At 66.2% G+C, this 18,555-nt stretch carries 22 protein-coding genes; 13 read left to right on the plus strand and 9 right to left on the minus strand.

Features of this window, described 5'->3' with window-relative positions; all coding sequences use genetic code 11:
• The first annotated feature begins 65 nt into the window (after positions 1-65).
• The 7 genes from ftsH (at position 66) to H7X47_RS07275 (ending at position 6,463) form a co-directional block, all read left to right on the plus strand.
• The gene (gene ftsH / locus H7X47_RS07245) at positions 66-2,000 is read left to right on the plus strand and encodes an ATP-dependent zinc metalloprotease FtsH (RefSeq protein WP_193367963.1); all 1,935 of its coding nucleotides are present in this window, start codon (positions 66-68) and stop codon (positions 1,998-2,000) included.
• A 94-nt stretch (positions 2,001-2,094) separates the two neighbouring features.
• The gene (folP, locus tag H7X47_RS07250; RefSeq protein WP_227010262.1) at positions 2,095-3,261 is read left to right on the plus strand and encodes a dihydropteroate synthase; all 1,167 of its coding nucleotides are present in this window, start codon (positions 2,095-2,097) and stop codon (positions 3,259-3,261) included.
• Positions 3,262-3,320: 59 nt separating this feature from the next.
• On the plus strand, positions 3,321-4,667 hold the full coding sequence (glmM, locus tag H7X47_RS07255; protein WP_227010263.1) for a phosphoglucosamine mutase: 1,347 nt from the start codon (positions 3,321-3,323) through the stop codon (positions 4,665-4,667).
• Between the two features lie 58 nt (positions 4,668-4,725).
• Positions 4,726-5,094 (plus strand): CidA/LrgA family protein, encoded by a 369-nt coding sequence (locus H7X47_RS07260; RefSeq protein WP_193367964.1) that lies wholly within the window; start codon positions 4,726-4,728, stop codon positions 5,092-5,094.
• Positions 5,091-5,810 (plus strand): LrgB family protein, encoded by a 720-nt coding sequence (locus H7X47_RS07265; protein ID WP_193367965.1) that lies wholly within the window; start codon positions 5,091-5,093, stop codon positions 5,808-5,810. Before H7X47_RS07260 ends, H7X47_RS07265 begins: the two co-directional genes overlap by 4 nt.
• Positions 5,811-6,019: 209 nt before the next feature.
• On the plus strand, positions 6,020-6,244 hold the full coding sequence (locus tag H7X47_RS07270; RefSeq protein WP_193367966.1) for a carboxymuconolactone decarboxylase family protein: 225 nt from the start codon (positions 6,020-6,022) through the stop codon (positions 6,242-6,244).
• A 36-nt stretch (positions 6,245-6,280) separates the two neighbouring features.
• A complete protein-coding gene (locus H7X47_RS07275; RefSeq protein WP_193367967.1) occupies positions 6,281-6,463 on the plus strand; it encodes a hypothetical protein in 183 nt (60 codons plus the stop codon).
• A 137-nt stretch (positions 6,464-6,600) separates the two neighbouring features.
• Here H7X47_RS07275 and dapB read toward each other — a convergent pair whose 3' ends face one another.
• From dapB to H7X47_RS07290, 3 genes are all read right to left on the minus strand, one after another.
• The gene (dapB, locus tag H7X47_RS07280) at positions 6,601-7,401 is read right to left on the minus strand and encodes a 4-hydroxy-tetrahydrodipicolinate reductase (protein WP_193367968.1); all 801 of its coding nucleotides are present in this window, start codon (positions 7,399-7,401) and stop codon (positions 6,601-6,603) included.
• Between the two features lie 379 nt (positions 7,402-7,780).
• A complete protein-coding gene (locus H7X47_RS07285) occupies positions 7,781-8,134 on the minus strand; it encodes a hypothetical protein (protein ID WP_227010264.1) in 354 nt (117 codons plus the stop codon).
• 16 nt (positions 8,135-8,150) lie between these two features.
• Positions 8,151-9,539: an aminotransferase-like domain-containing protein gene (locus tag H7X47_RS07290; RefSeq protein WP_193367969.1), complete on the minus strand. Its 1,389-nt coding sequence runs from the start codon at positions 9,537-9,539 to the stop codon at positions 8,151-8,153.
• 103 nt (positions 9,540-9,642) lie between these two features.
• Between H7X47_RS07290 and H7X47_RS25745 the strand changes: the two genes are divergently transcribed.
• The 5 genes from H7X47_RS25745 to H7X47_RS07315 are packed head-to-tail and all read left to right on the plus strand — an operon-like array spanning position 9,643 to position 12,210.
• The gene (locus H7X47_RS25745; RefSeq protein WP_227010265.1) at positions 9,643-9,885 is read left to right on the plus strand and encodes a DUF1127 domain-containing protein; all 243 of its coding nucleotides are present in this window, start codon (positions 9,643-9,645) and stop codon (positions 9,883-9,885) included.
• Positions 9,886-9,899: 14 nt separating this feature from the next.
• Positions 9,900-10,697 (plus strand): PhzF family phenazine biosynthesis protein, encoded by a 798-nt coding sequence (locus H7X47_RS07300; RefSeq protein WP_193367970.1) that lies wholly within the window; start codon positions 9,900-9,902, stop codon positions 10,695-10,697.
• A 41-nt stretch (positions 10,698-10,738) separates the two neighbouring features.
• A complete protein-coding gene (locus H7X47_RS07305) occupies positions 10,739-11,218 on the plus strand; it encodes a cupin domain-containing protein (RefSeq protein WP_193367971.1) in 480 nt (159 codons plus the stop codon).
• Positions 11,218-11,700 (plus strand): GNAT family N-acetyltransferase, encoded by a 483-nt coding sequence (locus H7X47_RS07310; RefSeq protein ID WP_193367972.1) that lies wholly within the window; start codon positions 11,218-11,220, stop codon positions 11,698-11,700. The genes H7X47_RS07305 and H7X47_RS07310 overlap by 1 nt, the downstream gene beginning before the upstream one ends.
• A 60-nt stretch (positions 11,701-11,760) precedes the next feature.
• On the plus strand, positions 11,761-12,210 hold the full coding sequence (locus H7X47_RS07315) for a MaoC family dehydratase (RefSeq protein WP_193367973.1): 450 nt from the start codon (positions 11,761-11,763) through the stop codon (positions 12,208-12,210).
• A 12-nt stretch (positions 12,211-12,222) separates the two neighbouring features.
• Here H7X47_RS07315 and H7X47_RS07320 read toward each other — a convergent pair whose 3' ends face one another.
• The 6 genes from H7X47_RS07320 to H7X47_RS07345 all read right to left on the minus strand — a co-directional run bounded on the left by H7X47_RS07320 (position 12,223) and on the right by H7X47_RS07345 (position 17,010).
• Positions 12,223-13,170, minus strand: a complete 948-nt coding sequence (locus tag H7X47_RS07320; RefSeq protein ID WP_193367974.1) for a hypothetical protein — start codon at positions 13,168-13,170, stop codon at positions 12,223-12,225.
• A 143-nt stretch (positions 13,171-13,313) separates the two neighbouring features.
• A complete protein-coding gene (locus H7X47_RS07325; RefSeq protein WP_193367975.1) occupies positions 13,314-13,679 on the minus strand; it encodes a hypothetical protein in 366 nt (121 codons plus the stop codon).
• A complete protein-coding gene (locus H7X47_RS07330; RefSeq protein ID WP_193367976.1) occupies positions 13,679-14,365 on the minus strand; it encodes a hypothetical protein in 687 nt (228 codons plus the stop codon). The genes H7X47_RS07325 and H7X47_RS07330 overlap by 1 nt, the downstream gene beginning before the upstream one ends.
• Before the next feature lie 4 nt (positions 14,366-14,369).
• Entirely contained in the window at positions 14,370-16,355 is a 1,986-nt protein-coding gene (locus H7X47_RS07335) for a hypothetical protein (RefSeq protein ID WP_193367977.1), read from the minus strand.
• Positions 16,352-16,717, minus strand: coding sequence for a hypothetical protein (locus H7X47_RS07340; RefSeq protein WP_193367978.1), 366 nt, complete (start codon positions 16,715-16,717; stop codon positions 16,352-16,354). Before H7X47_RS07340 ends, H7X47_RS07335 begins: the two co-directional genes overlap by 4 nt.
• Complete coding sequence (locus H7X47_RS07345; RefSeq protein ID WP_193367979.1) at positions 16,714-17,010, minus strand: hypothetical protein; 297 nt, start codon at positions 17,008-17,010, stop codon at positions 16,714-16,716. The genes H7X47_RS07340 and H7X47_RS07345 overlap by 4 nt, the downstream gene beginning before the upstream one ends.
• Positions 17,011-17,308: 298 nt before the next feature.
• Between H7X47_RS07345 and H7X47_RS07350 the strand changes: the two genes are divergently transcribed.
• On the plus strand, positions 17,309-18,478 hold the full coding sequence (locus H7X47_RS07350) for a phosphoserine transaminase (RefSeq protein WP_193367980.1): 1,170 nt from the start codon (positions 17,309-17,311) through the stop codon (positions 18,476-18,478).
• Positions 18,479-18,555 lie beyond the last annotated feature (77 nt).

The raw sequence follows: 18,555 nt of genomic DNA on the forward strand, positions 1-18,555 counted from the left end.
CGAGAGGCGGTCGGGCGGCCGCCGAGGCCCTTTTGGGTGCCTGGACGTTTAACAGGGGTTAGGCCGTGAATTTCAGCCGGAACGCAGCGCTGTGGATCATTATCGTTCTGCTGTTGTTTGCGCTGTTCAACTTCTTCCAGAGCAGTATGAGTCGGGGGCCGCAGTCGGACATCCCCTACTCGACCTTCCTGGATAACGTGCAGAGTGGCCAGGTCACCAGCGTCACCATCCAGGGCAGCGACATTACCGGCATCGACAGCAACGGCCGGGCTTTCGCCACCCGCGCGACGGACGAACTGGACGGTCTGGTCCCGGCGCTGCGCGAGGGCGGCGTGACCTTCACGGTGAAGCCGGTCGACAACAACAACACCCTGCTGAACATCCTCATCACCTGGTTCCCGATGCTGCTGCTGATCGGCGTGTGGATCTTCTTCATGCGCCAGATGCAGGGTGGCGGCGGCAAGGCCATGGGCTTCGGCAAGTCCAAGGCGCGCCTGCTGACCGAAAAGGTCGGCCGCGTCACCTTCGACGACGTCGCCGGCATCGACGAGGCCAAGCAGGAACTAGAAGAGGTCGTGGAATTCCTGCGCGACCCGCAGAAGTTCCAGCGCCTGGGCGGCAAGATCCCCAAGGGCTGCCTGCTGGTGGGCCCGCCGGGCACCGGTAAGACCCTGTTGGCCCGCGCCATCGCCGGCGAGGCCAACGTGCCCTTCTTCACGATTTCCGGCTCAGACTTCGTCGAGATGTTCGTCGGCGTCGGCGCCAGCCGCGTGCGCGACATGTTCGAGCAGGGCAAGAAGAACGCCCCCTGCATCATCTTCGTCGACGAAATCGACGCCGTCGGCCGCCACCGCGGCGCCGGCCTGGGCGGCGGTAACGACGAGCGCGAGCAGACCCTGAACCAGCTGCTGGTTGAGATGGACGGCTTCGAGGCCAACGAGGGCGTCATCCTGATCGCCGCCACCAACCGGCCCGACGTGCTGGACCCGGCGCTGCTGCGCCCGGGCCGCTTCGACCGCCAGGTGGTGGTGCCGAACCCCGACATCATCGGCCGCGAGAAGATCCTCAAGGTCCACATGCGCAAGGTGCCGCTGGGCCCCGACGTGGAGGCCAAGACCATCGCGCGCGGCACCCCGGGTTTCTCCGGCGCCGACCTCGCCAACCTGGTGAACGAGGCCGCCCTGCTGGCCGCGCGCGCCAACAAGCGCGTCGTCACCATGGCCGACTTCGAGAACGCCAAGGACAAGGTGATGATGGGCGCCGAGCGCCGCTCCATGGTGATGAGCGAAGAAGACAAGGAGATGACCGCCTACCACGAGGCCGGTCACGCCCTGGTCGGTCTCTTCACGCCGGGCAACGACCCGCTGCACAAGGTCACCATCATTCCGCGCGGCCGCGCCCTGGGCGTTACCATGAACCTGCCGGAATCCGACCGCTACAGCCTGAAGTTCAAGGAAATCACGGCCAAGCTGGCGATGATGTTCGGCGGCCGCATGGCCGAGGAGCTGATCTACGGCATCGAGAACGTCTCCACCGGCGCCAGCAACGACATCCAGCAGGCCACCAACATGGCCCGCTCCATGGTCACCGAGTGGGGCATGAGCGACAAGCTCGGCCGCCTGCGCTATGTCGACAACCAGGAAGAGGTCTTCCTGGGCCACTCCGTGGCGCGCAGTCAGACCATCTCGCCGGAGACGGCGCGGCTTATCGACGAGGAGATCCGCCGCATCATCGAGGAGGCGGAGGCGAAGGCCCGCAAGGTGCTGACCGACCACATGGACGCCCTGCACGCCGTCTCCAAGGCGCTGCTCGAGTTCGAGACGCTGAGCGGCGACGAGGTGCAGATCATCATCGACGGCGGCAGCATCGACCGCAGTGACGAGACGCCGAGCGGCCCCACGGGACGCCGTTCCTCGGTGCCGACCAGCGGCAAGGCCGCCGGCAAGGACAGCGGCGAGTCGCCGGGCGGCCTGGAGCCGGAGCCCCAGCCGGGAAGTTAGAAGCGCCGGCGCGAAGACAACGATCGAGGGCCTCCGCCGCGCGGAGGCCCTTTTTCTATGGCCGTTTTCTTGACGGCCCGGCGCGGATATAAGCATGGGTATGAACGGTGAGCTCACCCTGAGGCCGGTCGGCCTGCGCGGGCCGGCGGAAATCGACGCGGCGGCGGAGAACTTGCTCCGCCTGGCCGCCGGGCCGCTGCGGTTCGGCAAGTGCGAGGCGATCTGGCGGGCCGCTGGCAACACCCGGCGCGCCGTGCTGCCGCTGGACGACCTGGCGCCCTGGGCGGAGGCGCAGGCACCAGGGCGCGGCGCCGCCGAGGCGGAAGCCCTGCTCCAGCGCCTCAGCGCGCCGCGCGCGCCCTTGGCCGGGCTCAGCCTCGACCGCCCCCGGATCATGGGCATCCTCAACGTGACGCCGGATTCCTTCTCCGACGGCGGCGACCGCGCCGCCCCGGAGGTCGCCGTGCGCGACGGCCTGGCCATGCTGGCGGACGGCGCCGACATCCTGGACGTCGGCGGCGAGTCGACGCGCCCCGGCTCGCAGCCGGTCAGCCTGGCCGAGGAGCGGGCGCGGGTGCTGCCGGTGGTCGAGGCCCTGGCCAAGGCCGGCGCCGTCGTCTCCATCGACACCCGCCACGCCGCCATCATGGCCGAGGCGGTGGCCGCCGGCGCGGCCATCATCAACGACGTCACCGCCCTGGAGGGCGACCCCGACAGTCTCGCCGTGGCGGCCGAAACCGGCGCGCCGGTCATCCTCATGCACATGCAGGGCGAGCCGCAGACCATGCAGGCCAACCCGACCTATGACTCGGCGGCCCTCGACATCTACGGCTATCTCGCGGGGCGCCTGGAGGCCTGCGCGGCGGCGGGAATCGAGCCCGGCCGGGTGGTCGTCGACCCCGGCATCGGCTTCGGCAAGACCCTGTACCACAACCTGCAGCTCTTCGAGCAGCTGGCGCTGTTCCAGGGCCTCGGCAGCGCGGTGCTGCTGGGGGCCAGCCGCAAGAGCTTTATCGCCAAGCTGGCGCCCCAGGCCGCAGGACAAGCCGTTGGGCCCAAGCAGCGCCTCGCCGGCTCCCTGGCGGCGGCGCTCTTCGGCCTGCAGCGCGGCGCGCAGATCCTGCGCGTTCACGACGTGGCCGAGACCGTCCAGGCGGTCGCCGTATGGCAGGCGGCCGGCGCCGTGCCCCCACCCGTTGGAGGGGCAGCGGTCGAGGACGCCGACAGCGCGGCCGCGCGCCGCGGCAGTGCCCTCCCGTAAGGGCTCTGCTATATAGAGAGTCGCCCGGCCGGGGCGAGTCGCAGAACCAGGACCCGCTGATGACACGCAAGCTTTTCGGAACCGACGGCATTCGCGGCACCGCGAATGTGGAGCCGATCACCGCCGAGACCGCGCTGGCGGTGGCCAAGGCCGCCGGGCGCCAGTTTCTGCGCGGCGACCACCGCCATACCGTGGTGATCGGCAAGGACACGCGCCTTTCCGGCTACATGCTGGAGCCGGCCATGGCCGCGGGCTTCATCTCCGTCGGCATGGATGTGGTGCTGCTCGGCCCGCTGCCGACGCCGGCGGTGGGCATGCTGACCCGCTCCATGCGCGCCGACCTGGGCGTCATGATCTCGGCCTCGCACAACCCCTATGAAGACAACGGCATCAAGCTGTTCGGCCCGGACGGCTACAAGCTCTCCGACGAGGTCGAGGCGGAGATCGAGGCGCGCATCGACAACGGCGACTGCGAGGTAGCGCCGGCCCACCAGCTCGGCCGCGCCCAGCGCCTCGACGAGAGCGGCCACGGCCGCTACATCGAGTTCGTGAAGGGCAGCTTCCCGCGCGGGCTGCGCCTGGACGGGCTGAAGGTTGTGATCGACTGCGCCAACGGCGCCGCCTACCGCGTCGCCCCCAAGGTGCTCTACGAACTGGGCGCCGAGGTGGTGCCGGTGGGCGTCTATCCCGACGGCTTCAACATCAACCAGCGCTGCGGCGCGACCGATCCGGCGCGCATGCAGGAAGCGGTGGTGACCCACGGCGCCGACTTCGGCATCGCGCTGGACGGCGATGCCGACCGCGCCATCCTGGCCGACGAGAAGGGCAACGTGGTCGACGGCGACCAGGTCATGGCCCTGGTCGGACGCTCCTGGCTGCAGGACGGGCGCCTCAGCGGCGGCGCGGTGGTCGCCACGGTGATGTCCAACCTGGGCCTCGAACGCTTCCTGGGCAACCTTGGGGTGGGCCTGGTGCGCACCCCGGTCGGCGACCGCTACGTGGTCGAGCAGATGCGCGCCGGCGGCTTCAACGTCGGCGGCGAGCAGTCGGGCCACATCGTGTTGACCGACTTCGCCACCACCGGCGACGGCCTCATCGCCGCCCTGCAGGTGCTGGCGGTGGTGGTGCAGTCCGACCAGCCGGCCAGCGAGGTGACGCGGCTCTTCGAACCCCTGCCGCAGCTGCTGCGCAACGTGCGCTTCAACGGCGGCGCGCCGCTGGAGGACGACAAGGTGCAGGCGGCGATCCGCGACGGCGAGACGCGTCTGGGCGACGCCGGGCGCCTGGTGATCCGCAAGTCGGGCACCGAGCCGCTGATCCGCGTCATGGCCGAGGGCGAGGACGAGGCCCTGGTCGACCAGGTGGTGAGCGACATCTGCCAGACCATCGAACAGCGCGCCGGCTGAGCCGGCGGCAGGGCGGCACACTGCAAGACGGCACGGGGGGCCAAGCGGGGGAGGGGCCATGCTGACGGCGTTGACGGGCCTGCTGCTGTGCCAGCTCATCGGCGAGACGGTGGTGCGCCTCACCCATCTGCCGGTGCCCGGCCCGGTGCTGGGCCTGGTGCTGATGCTGGCCTTCCTGGCCCTGCGCAAGGGCATTCCCGGCAGCCTGGAGACCACCGCCGGCACCCTGCTGAAACACCTCTCGCTGCTCTTCGTGCCCGCCGGCGTCGGCGTGTTGCAGCACCTGGCGCGCATCCAGGCGGAATGGCTGGCGCTGGCCGCGGCGCTGCTGGTCAGCTCGGTCGCCACCATCGTCGTCACCGCGGTGGTGATGCGCGCCATGATGCGGCTGATGAAGCTCGATGACGATCAGGAAGGCGCCGCATGATCGCCGAGTTCACCGACATCTGGGTCTACCTGCGCACCGGGCCGCTGCTGTGGCTGACGGTGACCCTGGCCGCCTATGTGGCCGCGCAGTGGCTCTACGAGCGCGCCGGCCTGAACCCGCTGCTGAACCCCGTCGCCATCGCCGTGGTCCTGCTGGTCACCCTGCTGACCGCGACGGGCACCGGGTACCAGACCTACTTCGAGGGCGCGCAGTTCGTGCACTTCCTGCTGGGGCCCGCGACCATCGCCCTGGCCATCCCGCTCTACAGCCACTTCGGCAAGGTGCGCGCCGTGGTCGTGCCCATGCTCGTGGCGCTGCTGGCCGGGGCGGTCACCGCGGTGGTCAGCGCCGTGGGCGTCGCCGCCCTGCTGGGCGCCAGCTTCGAGACCCTGGCCTCGCTGGCGCCCAAGTCGGTGACCACGCCCATCGCCATGGGCATCTCCGAGCGCATCGGCGGCCTGCCGTCGCTGACCGCGGTGCTGGTGATTCTGACCGGCATCCTGGGCGCCATGCTGGCGACGCCGGTCCTCAACCTGCTGGGCATCACCGACTGGAAAGCGCGCGGCTTCGCCGCCGGCGTCGCCGCGCACGGCATCGGCACCGCGCGGGCCTTCCACGTCAGCGAGGTCGCCGGCACCTTCGCCGGCATCGCGATGGGATTGAACGGCCTGCTGACCGCCTTCCTGGTGCCGCTGCTGATCGACTGGCTGCGCTGATCGCTCTTTCGGAGTCCGCTGTCGGCGTCGTTTGAAACATCGCTGCGCCGCCGACCAAACGTCCCGAATGTGCCAGATACGGACCTCCCAGAGACCAGGCGCAGGTGGACTCGGGTTCTCAATAATCGAGATATAGATCCACATCAATGCGCGGACGAGGAAAGTGAGTTAACAATCCAACTGGCTCCCCGATTTCTGGAGTTAAGACGATGGATGAGCAAATGAAAGAGCTTGTGGCGATAGGTGCCGCAGCGGCAGCCAATTGCCATCCTTGTATGGACCATCATTTGACCAAGTGTGACGAACTAGGAATTTCCCGTGCGGAGATTATCGAAGCGGTCAAGGTGGGCCTGATAGTCAATCACGGTGCCGAGCGCGCTATTCGCAAAAAGGCACGAGAACTGCTCGGTGAGTCGATGGACGCGGCAGCCTAGGCGCACGGCGACAGTAATGGTTGGAAGCGGCGGAGAATGGTGCGCGTCGCCGCCCTGCTGGGCGTCAGTTTCGAGGCCCTGGCCTCCCTGGCGCCCAATGTGGTGACCGCGCCCATCGCCATGGGCTTGAACCGGCCTGCTGACTGTCTTCCTGGTGCCGCTGCTGATCGACTGGCTGCGGTGATCGTTTTGTCGGGGTCCGCTGCCGGCCCGGTTTGAGGCATTGCAGCGCCCCCAATCGAGTGTCTTGATTGTGGCGGGAAGTGCCATAGGTCGATCAGGTATAGCCCGCTGCCACGGTTTTCCGACCCGCTCGGGAGAAGCCGGGTTGGCTCTTTCCCGTGCGGGGAGTCGCCCTAAGGCCGCAGCATGTCATCCATGCCGTAGAATCCAGGCCCCTTGGCTGCGATCCATACCGCGGCATCCAGGGTAGCTCCTGCGAAGGCTTTGTGGTCCGTCACCCGGCTGGTGATCTCAAGACGTTGGCCGGGGCCTGCGAAGAAGACCGAGTTCTCGCCCGGTACGTCACCGCCTCTGGCCGACGAAAAGCCGATGCTGCCACGCTTGCGCTTGGTGGTTTCGCCGTGGCGTGCGGTCACCATGACGTCGGACAGAGCAACGCCGCGACCTGCGGCGGCATATTCGGCAAGTTCCAGCGCCGTCCCGGATGGGGAGTCGATCTTGTCCCATGGATGGAAATCGAAGATCTCGATGTCGAATTCATCGCCAAGCAATCGTGCGGCGGCCGTGACCAGCTCGTACATCGCGATGACTGAAATGCTCATGTTCGCCCCAATCATGACCGGCAGCGACCGACCTGCATCGACCAACGCGCCGTGCTGTTCTTCATTGAATCCGGTCGTGCATATCAGAACCGGAGTCTGCCGTTCAATCGCGACCGGCAGAAGAGACATCGTCGCCGATGCCGCGCTGTAATCGACAATCACGTCCGCTGCGTCGCAAACAGCGGTCAGATCAGCTGTCACCTCAACTCCGAGAGGCGGCAGGCCGGCCATCGTTCCGAGATCTTCGCCAAGCTTCGGTGAGTCAGGCCTCTCGCAGCCGCCGGCGAGTTCGCAGACGTCACTTTCGCTGATGGCCTTAATCAGGGTTAGGCCCATGTGACCGGCAGCGCCGTACAATCCAATCTTGGTCATTCTCTTTGCACTCCGACCTTCACCATCACGATCACTCGTGAGAATGGGTCCATCACCCCTTCGCCAAGTGTCTCTGGGACAGTTTTTCCTGGTTCGACTGGCGACACGGATATCGCCCCAGTTGAATGACAATCATCTGGAGCTTCTCGCCTGCTGGGTGCCAAGAACTCGATCGGCCGCCGGAAGGCCGGCGCCGCAAATGAACTTCTTCCATAGGCGCGGTGATACGAGACAGCACAGCATGCGCCAATGCCAAGGTAGCTTGTCAAGGTGCAATGCCCGCCAAGGGGCATAGGTCGCCTGATGGACTTGAACGGCCTCCTGACCGCCTTCCTGGTGCCGCTGCTGATCGATTGGCTATGGTAAGGGGCGAGTGCCCTCAGCCCTGATTTGGAACGGCCACGGTTGCTCCACACTCAGCGCAGAGCTTGGCCTGGGGTGTGCGAAGCGGCTTTCCACACTTTATGCATGGTGGACCATAGTAGAGCAGCCTATGGTGCCAAAGGGCGTCTGCATTCGTTTCGCGGTAGCCGGTGATTTGGAAGTAGCGTTCCAGCGCATCCTTCCCATAGCCGTCACGTCTCGCTTCGGCGAGAGATACGTCATGCTCAGCGCGGTAGCGCTTGATTTGCTTGATCGCGTTCGACAGCAGCGGCTCCACCTGCACCCACTCAGCCTCGTCGAGCATCGGGACCTCGACTTGACAACGCCAGCAGTAAAGCTTCTTGGCCATCGCTTGAGCTTCTCGCCTACACCACGTTGTTGAAGGCATAGGAGGGGCCTTCGCGGAGCTGCTCGCCGAGGATGGCGAGGCCGCGGCGCAGTTCGTCGTGGTCTTCGGGCGGGCCGAAGCAGACGCGCACCGCCGGCGCGCTTTCGCGGCGTCCGACCATGAAGGGGTCGCTGGGGGTCACGAGAACGCCGCGGCGCTCCGCCTCGCTGGCGAACTCGCTGGAGCGCCAGGGCTCGGGCAGGCGCAACCAGAGGAAAGTGGAGCCCTCGCTGCAGTCGAAGTCCCAGCCGTCCAGGGCCTCGCGCGCGATGACGCTGCGCACCTCGGCCTCGCGCTTGCGCCCGGCGCTGATCCGGGCGGCGACGCCGCTGCGGATCAGCTCGGCGCCGATCTCGGCGGTCAGCGGGCAGGCCATCCAGCAGGTGCTGTGCACGGCGCTGGCCAGGCGGCTCTGCGCCTTTTCCGGCGCCACCACGTAGCCGCAGCGCAGTCCCGGCGAGACGGTCTTGGAAAGGCCGACCACGTAGTAGCCCAGTTCAGGCACGTGGGCGGCGAGGGGCAGGGGCTCGGAGCCGTCCAGGAAGCCGAAGGTGTCGTCCTCGATCACCGCCACGCCGAACTTGCGGGCGACGGCCGCGAGATCGCGGCGGCGCTCTTCCGACATGGTGACGCTGGTCGGGTTGTGCTGGTTCGGGCAGAGGTAGATCGCCTTCACGTCGTGGGTGCGGCAGGCTTCCTCGAAGGCATCGGGCAGCGGGCCGTCGGCATCGCGCTCCAGGCCGTCGAGGCGCAGGCCCAGCATGCGCGCGAGGCTGCGGATGCCCGGATAGGTCAGCGAGTCGGAGACGATGTGTTCGCCCGGCCGGGTCACCGCGGCCAGGGCGATCAGGACCCCGTGATGGGCGCCGGCACTGAGCGTCATGTGGTCCGCCGTCACCTCGAAGCCGGGCCGGCTCATCCACAGGGCGCCGGCCTCGCGATGCTCCGGCCGGCCGCGCTGCGGCTGGTAGCGCATCATCTCCATGGCGCGCGGGCTGGCGGCGACGCGCTGCATGACCTCGGAAATCTCGGCTTCCTCGGGGCAGGGCATGGGCGGCGCCGAGCGCAGATGGATGGTGCCGGGCCTGGCGTCGTGCCAGCGGTGCAATTGTTCCGAGGAGACGGGGACATTCACGAAGGTGCCGCGGCCGACCTCGCCGGAGGTGAGGCCGCGCCGCTCCGCCTCGGCATAGGCGCGGCTGACGGTGCCCACGGTCACCCCCAGGTGCCAGGCAAGGTCCCGGTGGGTGGGCAGGCGATCGCCCGCTTTCAGGCGGCCGGCGGTGATATCGCGGGCCAGGGCGTCGGCGATGGCCAGATAGCGCGGCCCCGCGGCTCCCTCCAGGGAAGGCGTCCAATTTGTCATGATGACAATATAGCAATTGACCTCAGGCGATGGCAACAACTAATACAATATTCAACAACTGGATCGATACAATCCCCTTCGATAGGAGGATGAAATGAGTACAATGATGAGAACGGACCTGCCGGCCGCCCGCCTGCCGGGTCGCGGGCAAGATGGCGCCCCCGGTTTTTTTGTGGGTTTCGCCCGGCGCCTGGTCCTGGGAACCGTGAACCTGCTGATGGTCTGGCAGCAGCGCCTGGAAGACCGTGCCTGCCTGGAGGCCATGAGTGAGGCGCGCCTGCGCGACATCGGGCTCACCCGCGCCGAGGCCCGGCGCGAGGCCGAGAAGCCGTTCTGGCGGGCGTGAGGAAGGCAAAGGCGATGACCGAGATCACCCTCTACCAGGTGGGCGCTTTCACCGATGCGGTCTTCGGCGGCAATCCGGCGGCGGTCTGTCCGCTGGAGGCGTGGCTGCCCGATGCGACGATGCAGACCATCGCGGCGGAGAACAATCTCTCGGAGACCGCCTTCTTCGTACCCGAAAACGGCGGCTACCGCCTGCGCTGGTTCACCCCGGCGATCGAGGTGGCGCTCTGCGGCCATGCGACCCTCGCCTCGGCCTACGTCATCGCTACCTACATCGATTCCGCCATGGAGCGGGTGGTGTTCCACTCGGCCAGCGGCCCGCTGACGGTCACCCGCGACGGCGAGGTCTTCACCCTCGACTTCCCGAGCGAGCCGCCGGCCGCCTTCGACGACGGCGGCGCCGTCGCCGCGGCGCTGGGCATCGTCCCGCAGGAAGTGCTGAAGGCGCCCAGGATCGACGGCGGCAAGATCATGGCGGTGCTCGCCAATGAAGCGGAAGTGCGCGCCGCGGCGCCGGACCTGGCCAAGGTGAAGGCGCTGCCCGGCGACGGCCTCATCATCACCGCCGAAGGCGACGAGGTGGACTTCGTCTCGCGCTACTTCGCGCCGCACGCCGGCATTCCGGAGGATCCGGTCACCGGCTCGGCCCATGTGGTGCTGACGCCCTACTGGGCGGCCCGGCTCGGCAAGGCCAAGCTGGCGGCGCGGCAGATCTCGGAGCGCCTCGGCAAGCTGACGGTGGAGGACAAAGGCGCGCGCACGCTGATCTCGGGCAAAGTCGCCCCCTATCTCGAGGGCCGCATCCGCGTATAAACTGGCGGTCGATCAACCAAAACGACCGACCAGGAGCGCTCATGACCGGGAAACCGACGCCGCCCGCCCTCGATCCCGCCTCCCTCGAGGCCCGCACCGGGTCCTCCTACCCCGAGCCCTGGGGCTCGGCCTGCGGCGCGCGGGACAAGCGCGCCCTCGGCGATGCGCTGGGCCTCTCGGCCTTCGGCGTCAACCTGGTGCGCCTGCCGCCGGGCTGCCCCTCCTCGCAGCGCCATTGGCACAGCCACGAGGACGAGTTCGTCTACGTGCTGGAGGGCGAGGTGACCCTCATCACCGATGCCGGCGAGCAGGTGCTGACGCCGGGCATGACCGCCGGCTTTCCCGCCGGCAAGGAAGACGGCCACCACATGGTGAACAGGAGCGATGCCTGGGCGGTCTACCTGGAGGTCGGCAGCCGTTCACCGGACGATGCCTGCCACTACCCGGACATCGATCTCCACCTGCCCGCCGCTCCGGACGGGAACTATCGCTTCACCCGTAAGAACGGCGAGCCTTACTGATGGCTGAGGTTGTTGTCGCTCCCGCCGCAGGAGCGGACCTGGACGACGTCCGCGACCTCTTCCGCGAATACGCGGCCTGGCTGCGGGTCGACTATTGCCTGCAGGACTTCGAGGCCGAGCTGGCCGGCCTGCCCGGCGCCTACGCGCCGCCGGCCGGCGGCCTCTGGATCGCCCGGGTCGATGGCGCCCCGGCCGGTGTCGTCGGCCTCTGGCCGCTGGCGGACGGGGCCTGTGAGATGAAACGCCTCTGGCTGCGCGAGGCTTATCGCGGCCTGGGGCTCGGCCACCGCCTGGCCGAGGCGGCGCTGGCGGGCGCGCGGGCCGGGGGCCACCGCCGCATGGTGCTGGAGACCCTGGACTTCATGACCGCCGCCCAGGCGCTCTATGCGGAGCTCGGCTTCCGCGCCGTGCCGCCGGAGCCGGGGACCCCGGCCAATGTGCGCCGCCTGGTCTGCGACCTGTCGGCGCTCGCCTCCGCCTGATAGTGGGTACTAGCGGCTATTTTTTCCCAACACGATGAACAGCAGGAAGGGCGCGCGACGGTGCAGGACCTCTACTTCGACGACTTCGAGCCGGGACAGGAATTCCACAGCAAGGGCGCGACCCTCTCGGAGTCGCAGATCCTCGACTTCGCCCTGCTCTACGACCCGCAGCCCTTCCACCTGGATGTAAACGCCGCGGCGGAAGGCCCCTTCGGCGGCCTCATCGCTTCCGGCTTTCAGACTCTCTCCCTCGCCTTTCGCCTGTTCTACCAGGAGAAGATCATCAATGCCTGCTCCATGGGCTCGCCGGGCCTGGACGAGTTGCGCTGGCTGCGCCCCGTGCGTCCCGGCGACACCCTGAAGGTGAAGGGAACGGTGCGCGAGAAGCGCCCCTCCAAGTCCAAGCCCGACCGCGGCACCCTGCTGATGGACTACGAGGTGAGCAACCAGCACGGCGAGGCGGTGATGACCTTCACCGCCATCCACATTTTCGCGCGCAAGACGGCTTAGGTCAGGAACAGGCTAGATCAGAAAGACGGGCACCAGCGCCGAGACGAAGGGGCTGACGAGCGCCGCCACGTCCTGCAGCAGCTTCACCTGGCGCCCGCCGTCGCCGGCGGCCTCGCCCGCCGCCGCACCCTTGCCTTCCAGGTCCTTCAGGTAGGCCACGCAGGGCAGATAGGCGAGCACCAGGCAGAGCGAGAAGACCCCGCCCCAGTAGAGCCCGATTCCCTGGGCGATGTGGTCCAGCGTCACGAAGGCGGCGGAGTTGTCGGCCAGCCCCGCCTTGGGCCAGGTCAGCCAGGCCGCCATGGTGATGACGATGGAGACCAGCACCGCGGCGGCGCCCAGCAGCAGCTCGCGCAGGTCCGCCTTGCGCTCCGCCGCGTTCAACTCCCGGCCCTGCTGCAGCTCCTGGGTCGGGCCCAGGGCGGCGCGGGCGGCCAGGGCCAGCACCAGGGCGACGGTGGCGGCGGAGAAGAGGGCGTTCACCACCTGGCGGATGGTTGTGAAGGTCGTCGCCACCGCGATGCCGCCGACGCTCCAGCTCCCCAGGGTCGGCTCCAGGACCGGGCGCTGCAGCACCTCGCGCGACACGTCGGAGCTGGCGGCGACGATGGCGGTGACAAAGGCGAGCGCCGCGACCGCGATCAGCAGTCCGCGGCGCAGCGGCTCGGCCTCCTTCATGATCTTGGTGACCGCCAGCAGCGTGGCGCCGATGGAGGCGAAGATCGCCAGGACGACGCTGACAATCCAGGCAAGACGCGCGTGCAGCGCCTCGGCGCGCAGGGTGGGATCGTCGGGCGCGGGCAGCAGCCCGCTCAGCAGGTCGGCGGGGATGTCGCCGTTCATGGCGCGGAAGAATTCAGCCGCCCCGGTGATCAGCGCGACCTCGCCCGCCACCAGGAAGCCGGCGAGGATCAGCGGCCGGGTGAGACCCTGGATAACGGATGCTGGCGCTTTCGTCATGGCGGACGCGGGGGCACCTCCGGAAGCTGCGACAGGTCAAGGAACTGACGACGCTACAACAGGAAGCAACGCCAATAGTGTGATCTCTCTGCGGCGGCCTGTACAGCGGCGGCACCTGCTCTTTGGAGGGGGAGTTCGGGGATTCAGGGCTCCGTCATGCAGCGCAGGCAGACCCGGCGGAGCTCTTCAAGGTTGCGGGCATAGCGCAGGATATGCTCGAGGTGGCCGATCTCCCGGGTTGTCGCCCCGTCGTCGCTGCCGTCCGGGATTTTGAGCAGCCGCGTGCCGAAGAGTATGGGATCCTGCAGGGCGGCCTTGTCGAGAGGATGGAGCGTCTCGAACCCATTCAGCATCTTCCACGCGGCCGGGCAGATCAGGTTCTCATGATCGAAGAGATCGAAGGCGGCATCCTCATCGTCTTTGGAATCAAATTCGCCGGTGAGATACTGGCCATCATTGCGCAGCAGTTCATAGAGCTCGGCAATGCGCGGCAGGAATTCCTTGTTCATCACTGAAACCACATCTGCCGGACCAACTGCCGTGTTTTTTTGTCGAAGTAGAGAAGAGTCGACTTGCCGCCGCCGGCAGTCAGGACTTCGGGCGGCACGTCGCTTATGTAGGGCTCAGTATCCTCCCGATGCGAAACCATGACACAGAGTTCGTCTGGACTTTGATCGCGACACCAAGGCGATGCCAGCCAGAGCCCGTAGTCGGATTCCGGCCAGCCTTCGTTGCTGGCAATCTGTGCGTTTGCCGCGGCGATGACCCACGGCCATTGCTTGCGAAGCTTCTGTTCCGCCAAAACCTCCCTGCGCAGCCGCTCGAATATGCTCGCCAGGTCGTCCACGGTTTTTTTGCCATTGCGGAAGAGTCCCGCCTCTCTCCTGATGGTCCCTCTGGCATCGATGGCGACCTCCGAGCCATCCGGGAACGCGATCCATGCGCGAACTGACTTATCGTCAAAAGGCCCTGACCGGCGCGCCTGCTCGATCCATGACGTCAGATCCGACAGGGCAAAGCTGAATATCGGGACCTCAAAATGGGACCCGAGAGTCCGGATGCTTTCCGTCGTGACGGCTTCCCTGGGACCGCCTTCGAAAGGGAGGAAGTAGACCTCGACGACAGCGTTTTCTGCCGCTGCCGCTCTGTTGAGGAGCAACAAGAGGACGGTAAGCAATGCAGCGGCTAGCTTCATTTTCTCACCGGTAGAGGTCAAAGAGGTAGCGGACGTCGGAGCCGATGAGGCGCGCGTCGTTGTCGAGGAAGATATGCACGACGACCGTCTCGTCCAGGTCGTCGTCGGGATTGGCATCGGGCACAACGGCCTGGTAACGCGGGCTGATCGCGCCGTAGTAGCTGAATTCATCGTAGAAGGGGGATAGCTCTCGTCTGTCGAAAAAGGCATCGATTTCCGGTCGCCCCACGCCAGGAGGCAGTTCGGCTGAGATTGCGCGGCGCAGCGCTTCGGCTTTGCTCACGGCCGGATCGTGCGACAGCGACAGGCGCCCCTCCGGCGTGGATAGCCTCTGTCCGAGGTAGGCGGACCAGTATGCGCTTCGCCCCGGCTCTTCGACGAGGGAGGGGCCGATGGGCCACTCGCTCAGGGGTAACTCCGTGATCCAATTGAGAGACTGCATTGCGATGTGTCCCCAGTTCTTTGCGTAGACAGTAGACGGGGTGCCCAGCCACGGCCGCTCCAGAAAACTGAAAATTTTGCCATAGGGCCACGGTTCCTGAGCAGTCAGGAGTGCAATGAGATAGGGAACCGCCGGCTCGCCATACTCGATCACGCGCTGCACGGCGGAGCTGAACTCGTCCTTACCGGAAGCTGTCGCTATGCTCTCGAGGCTGCGTCTGAGTTCCGACCAGTAGGGATCGTTGGCGTCGATTTGAAAGGAACCTCCGCTCTCCCGGTAACTCCGACTTATCGCCAGAACAGTGTCGAGTTGGTTGAAGTCAAAGCCCTCGGATCGATGAAGCTCTTTGTGATCTTCTACGAGGACAAGGCCATAGAATGGCTGCTGGTCGGCTGTGCTGATTTGCCTCCCCCTGGAGAAAACGACGACCTTGCCCTCGATCTTCTTCGCCCGCCGGATCCAATGCTTGTTGAGGGGTATTCGATAGGGGGCGCCTTGATCTTCCCCCTTCAGGAACCTCGGGTCCGAAAGGGTCGCCCAGATGCTGCTATAGGGCTTGTAGATGTCCCGCTCGTACCGGTCCTCTGCAATGGTCAGTGTTCCTTCAGCGATCAACTGGCTTTGGGCAATCAGCTTCCAATCGACTGGACCAACCTGCAACGGATCGATCCCCGATAGCTGGTATCCGAGGTAGGTCTGCCAGAGTTCGACGACAGATCGGTGGGTGGGAAAGGAATTGCGATAGCCGAAGATGAAGCCCGACCAGCTTCTCAGCAGAATGTCGATGGCTTCGGCCTTGTTGCCCGCAGACGGAGGGGGTTTGGCGTCCATCCACTGGAAGTGGGTCGGATCCTCGATGATATATCCCGCCGGGAACGGAGCCGCGGTATCAAGCAGTGAGACCAGCCGCGGAACGATGTCTTCTCCCCGATACAAGAGGCGGCGGATTGCCAGGCTGTGCGGTGCGATCTCCGCTGGTTCCGTGCCCCCCTGAAGGTCCAGTGAGTTTGCGATCTCGTGGAGATCTCTCTGAACCTCTGCCAGGAGAGGGTCATCCGGGTCCGGCTTGTAGGCGGCGCCGATTTCCCGGTAGTGATCGTTCTGGGCGATCAGCTTCCTGATCTGCGCCGCCAAACCGTCGGTATAGGGCCGCGGTCTGGGTCCGTAATCCAACCTGAACATGCCTTCAGAGTCGTACCAGGAGGTCAAACCGTAGAGTTCTCTCCCCTCGGCACCTTCTTCCAGCGAGAATTTCCTCAGAAAGAAGACCGTCGGCTGGTTCCAAAGTACGAGGTCGTAGGGAAGTACCTGGAGCAGAACCGGAATGTCTGATTGGTCGCCCTTCAGGAAGACCGGGTTCTTGACCTGCAAAAGCCGTCTGTTTTGCAGGTCATCTTGGGACAGCAACTTGGACTCATACGGCTCCGGCGTGCCGGCGACGATGAGGAACGACTGCGCCACGTCCTGCCAGGTGACGTCCCGCGCGGCGGCGGTGCCGGGCAGCAGCGTGGCCAGGAGGCCGAGGACGAAGACCAAGTGGCGGATCATTGGGTGCCCCAGAGCATGTAGTAAATTTCTTTGGTCTCTACGGAGAAGCGGAGTTCGTTCCAGCAGATCGGCGGCGAGATAAAGCACTCCTCCAAACCAAAGAACTGATTATCGCGACGCACCACTCGGGCGGTGACCGATCTTGGCTGGTCTGGACTATCCACCTTGAGAGTGATCGTGTACTCGGACTCGGGCCAGCCTTCAGCTCTCGCGACGTAATCGCGTGTTGCTTCGACGGCCCAGGCGAAGTTCTTCTGCAGTGCCGGCTGATCGTCTTGCCGGGTGGCCTCCTGCGCCGAGGCGTCTGCGGCCGGTAGCAGCGCAGCGCCGAGGACAAGGGCGAGGAGCAGGCGGCGGATCAATTCGGGCTCCAGTTTCTAGATTGGATGAAGAGAGCAAGCCCAAATGAGATCAGAAATGCGACAAGGCTAAGATAGAAGCGTTTGATGTATTTGTGCTTCTCGGGGGGCTGAAAAGCGGGAGTAAAGAGGAGAAGCGGCAAGATGGCAGCAGCGACCTTGTGGCTAGTTCTCCTGCTGCGATCTTCGATGGTGCTCAACAGCCTGATGACGCTGTACAGCAACAGGCCCATTGAGGCGGCTGCCACCAAGAAGGAAAGAATTACCACGGCGATCAGGGCGAGCTTGGTGACCATAGGGTCCAACTGCGATGGTCTCGAAAGTTACTAATCCTTGGGTTGAGCAGCAGTATTCCGCATCCCGCGGGCCAATGCCAGGGCAGGGACCCTCGCCGGACTGCTATCCCTCATTTCCTGACTCTTCGGTCAAGTTTGCCAGCTGCGACGCTTTGGCGCCGGAAAGCGGCGTTTCAATAATTGACGCGGTGCAACACGGTGCTAGTATCCGCCCGCGCGCGCCCCGGAGTTGTGGGCGTTTGATAGCTCAAATGGGGTGCAGCGACACTTCCACACTCTCTTCTTAAGGAGCAGCCTTATGAACGCCGTCCGCCCGGCCAATCGGCCTGGGAACCCTTGCTTTTCCTCAGGACCCTGCGCGAAGCGCCCGGGTTGGTCCCTGGGTGGTCTGAGCGAGGCGGCGTTGGGTCGATCTCATCGCGCCAAGCTGGGCAAGGCCAAGCTGGCCGAGGTGATCGAGCGCTCCAAGACGATCCTGGGCATGCCGGCGGACTACCGCCTGGGCATCGTCCCGGCTTCCGACACCGGCGCCGTGGAGATGGCCTTGTGGTCGCTGCTCGGCGCCCGCGGCGTCGACGTGCTGGCCTGGGAAAGCTTCGGCAAGGGCTGGGCCACCGACGCGGCCAAGCAGCTGAAGCTGACCGACCTCAATATCATCGAGGCCGGCTACGGCGAACTGCCGGACCTCTCGAGCGTGTCCTTCGACCGCGACGTGGTCTTCACCTGGAACGGTACCACCTCCGGCGTGAAGCTGCCGGACGGCGACTGGATCCCGGCCGAGCGCCAGGGCCTCACCATCTGCGACGCCACCTCGGCGGCCTTCGCCATGGAGCTGCCCTGGGACAAGCTCGACGTGGTCACCTGGTCCTGGCAGAAGGTGCTGGGCGGCGAGGCGGCCCACGGCATGCTGGCGCTCAGCCCGCGCGCCGTCGAGCGCCTGGAGAGCTACGCCCCGGCCTGGCCGCTGCCCAAGATCTTCCGCCTCACCAAGGGCGGCAAGCTGATCGAGGGCGTGTTCAAGGGCGAGACCATCAACACCCCCTCCATGCTGGCGGTGGAAGACGCCCTCGACGCCCTGAAGTGGGCCGAGGAGATCGGCGGCCTGCCGGCGCTCATCGCCCGCGCCGAGCAGAGCCTCAAGGCCGTGGCCGACTGGGTGGCCGCCTCCGACTGGGCCGACTTCCTGGCCGCGACGCCGGAGACGCGCTCCTGCACCTCCATCTGCCTGAAGATCGTCGACCCCTGGTTCCGCTCCCTGGACCCGGACGCGCAGTCCGCGGCGGCCAAGCGCATCGCTTCCCTGCTGGAGGAAGAAGGCGTGGCCTATGACATCGGCGGCTACCGCGACGCGCCGGTGGGCCTGCGCCTGTGGGGCGGCGCCACGGTGGAGCCCTCCGACATGGCGGCCCTGCTGCCCTGGCTCGACTGGGCCTACGGTGCGGTTAAGACGGAGAAGGCGGCCGCCTGAACGGCACGACCCTTTGAAGACAACGAGTTGCACAACGACGGCGCGCCCCCTCGTGAAATTGGCGCACCGCGAGAGAG

The sequence above is a fragment of the Pelagibius marinus genome (assembly GCF_014925385.1).
Lineage (GTDB): Bacteria > Pseudomonadota > Alphaproteobacteria > Kiloniellales > Kiloniellaceae > Pelagibius > Pelagibius marinus.

Bases quoted from the DNA above. Each gene is read 5' to 3' on its own strand.
- folP (WP_227010262.1), top strand. From the start codon at position 2,095: ATGGGTATGAACGGTGAGCTCACCCTGAGGCCGGTCGGCCTGCGCGGG.
- glmM (WP_227010263.1), top strand. From the start codon at position 3,321: ATGACACGCAAGCTTTTCGGAACCGACGGCATTCGCGGCACCGCGAAT.
- H7X47_RS07260 (WP_193367964.1), top strand. From the start codon at position 4,726: ATGCTGACGGCGTTGACGGGCCTGCTGCTGTGCCAGCTCATCGGCGAG.
- H7X47_RS07265 (WP_193367965.1), top strand. From the start codon at position 5,091: ATGATCGCCGAGTTCACCGACATCTGGGTCTACCTGCGCACCGGGCCG.
- H7X47_RS07270 (WP_193367966.1), top strand. From the start codon at position 6,020: ATGGATGAGCAAATGAAAGAGCTTGTGGCGATAGGTGCCGCAGCGGCA.
- H7X47_RS07275 (WP_193367967.1), top strand. From the start codon at position 6,281: ATGGTGCGCGTCGCCGCCCTGCTGGGCGTCAGTTTCGAGGCCCTGGCC.
- dapB (WP_193367968.1), bottom strand. From the start codon at position 7,401: ATGACCAAGATTGGATTGTACGGCGCTGCCGGTCACATGGGCCTAACC.
- H7X47_RS07285 (WP_227010264.1), bottom strand. From the start codon at position 8,134: ATGGCCAAGAAGCTTTACTGCTGGCGTTGTCAAGTCGAGGTCCCGATG.
- H7X47_RS07290 (WP_193367969.1), bottom strand. From the start codon at position 9,539: ATGACAAATTGGACGCCTTCCCTGGAGGGAGCCGCGGGGCCGCGCTAT.
- H7X47_RS25745 (WP_227010265.1), top strand. From the start codon at position 9,643: ATGATGAGAACGGACCTGCCGGCCGCCCGCCTGCCGGGTCGCGGGCAA.
- H7X47_RS07300 (WP_193367970.1), top strand. From the start codon at position 9,900: ATGACCGAGATCACCCTCTACCAGGTGGGCGCTTTCACCGATGCGGTC.
- H7X47_RS07305 (WP_193367971.1), top strand. From the start codon at position 10,739: ATGACCGGGAAACCGACGCCGCCCGCCCTCGATCCCGCCTCCCTCGAG.
- H7X47_RS07310 (WP_193367972.1), top strand. From the start codon at position 11,218: ATGGCTGAGGTTGTTGTCGCTCCCGCCGCAGGAGCGGACCTGGACGAC.
- H7X47_RS07320 (WP_193367974.1), bottom strand. From the start codon at position 13,170: ATGACGAAAGCGCCAGCATCCGTTATCCAGGGTCTCACCCGGCCGCTG.
- H7X47_RS07325 (WP_193367975.1), bottom strand. From the start codon at position 13,679: ATGAACAAGGAATTCCTGCCGCGCATTGCCGAGCTCTATGAACTGCTG.
- H7X47_RS07330 (WP_193367976.1), bottom strand. From the start codon at position 14,365: ATGAAGCTAGCCGCTGCATTGCTTACCGTCCTCTTGTTGCTCCTCAAC.
- H7X47_RS07335 (WP_193367977.1), bottom strand. From the start codon at position 16,355: ATGATCCGCCACTTGGTCTTCGTCCTCGGCCTCCTGGCCACGCTGCTG.
- H7X47_RS07345 (WP_193367979.1), bottom strand. From the start codon at position 17,010: ATGGTCACCAAGCTCGCCCTGATCGCCGTGGTAATTCTTTCCTTCTTG.
- H7X47_RS07350 (WP_193367980.1), top strand. From the start codon at position 17,309: ATGAACGCCGTCCGCCCGGCCAATCGGCCTGGGAACCCTTGCTTTTCC.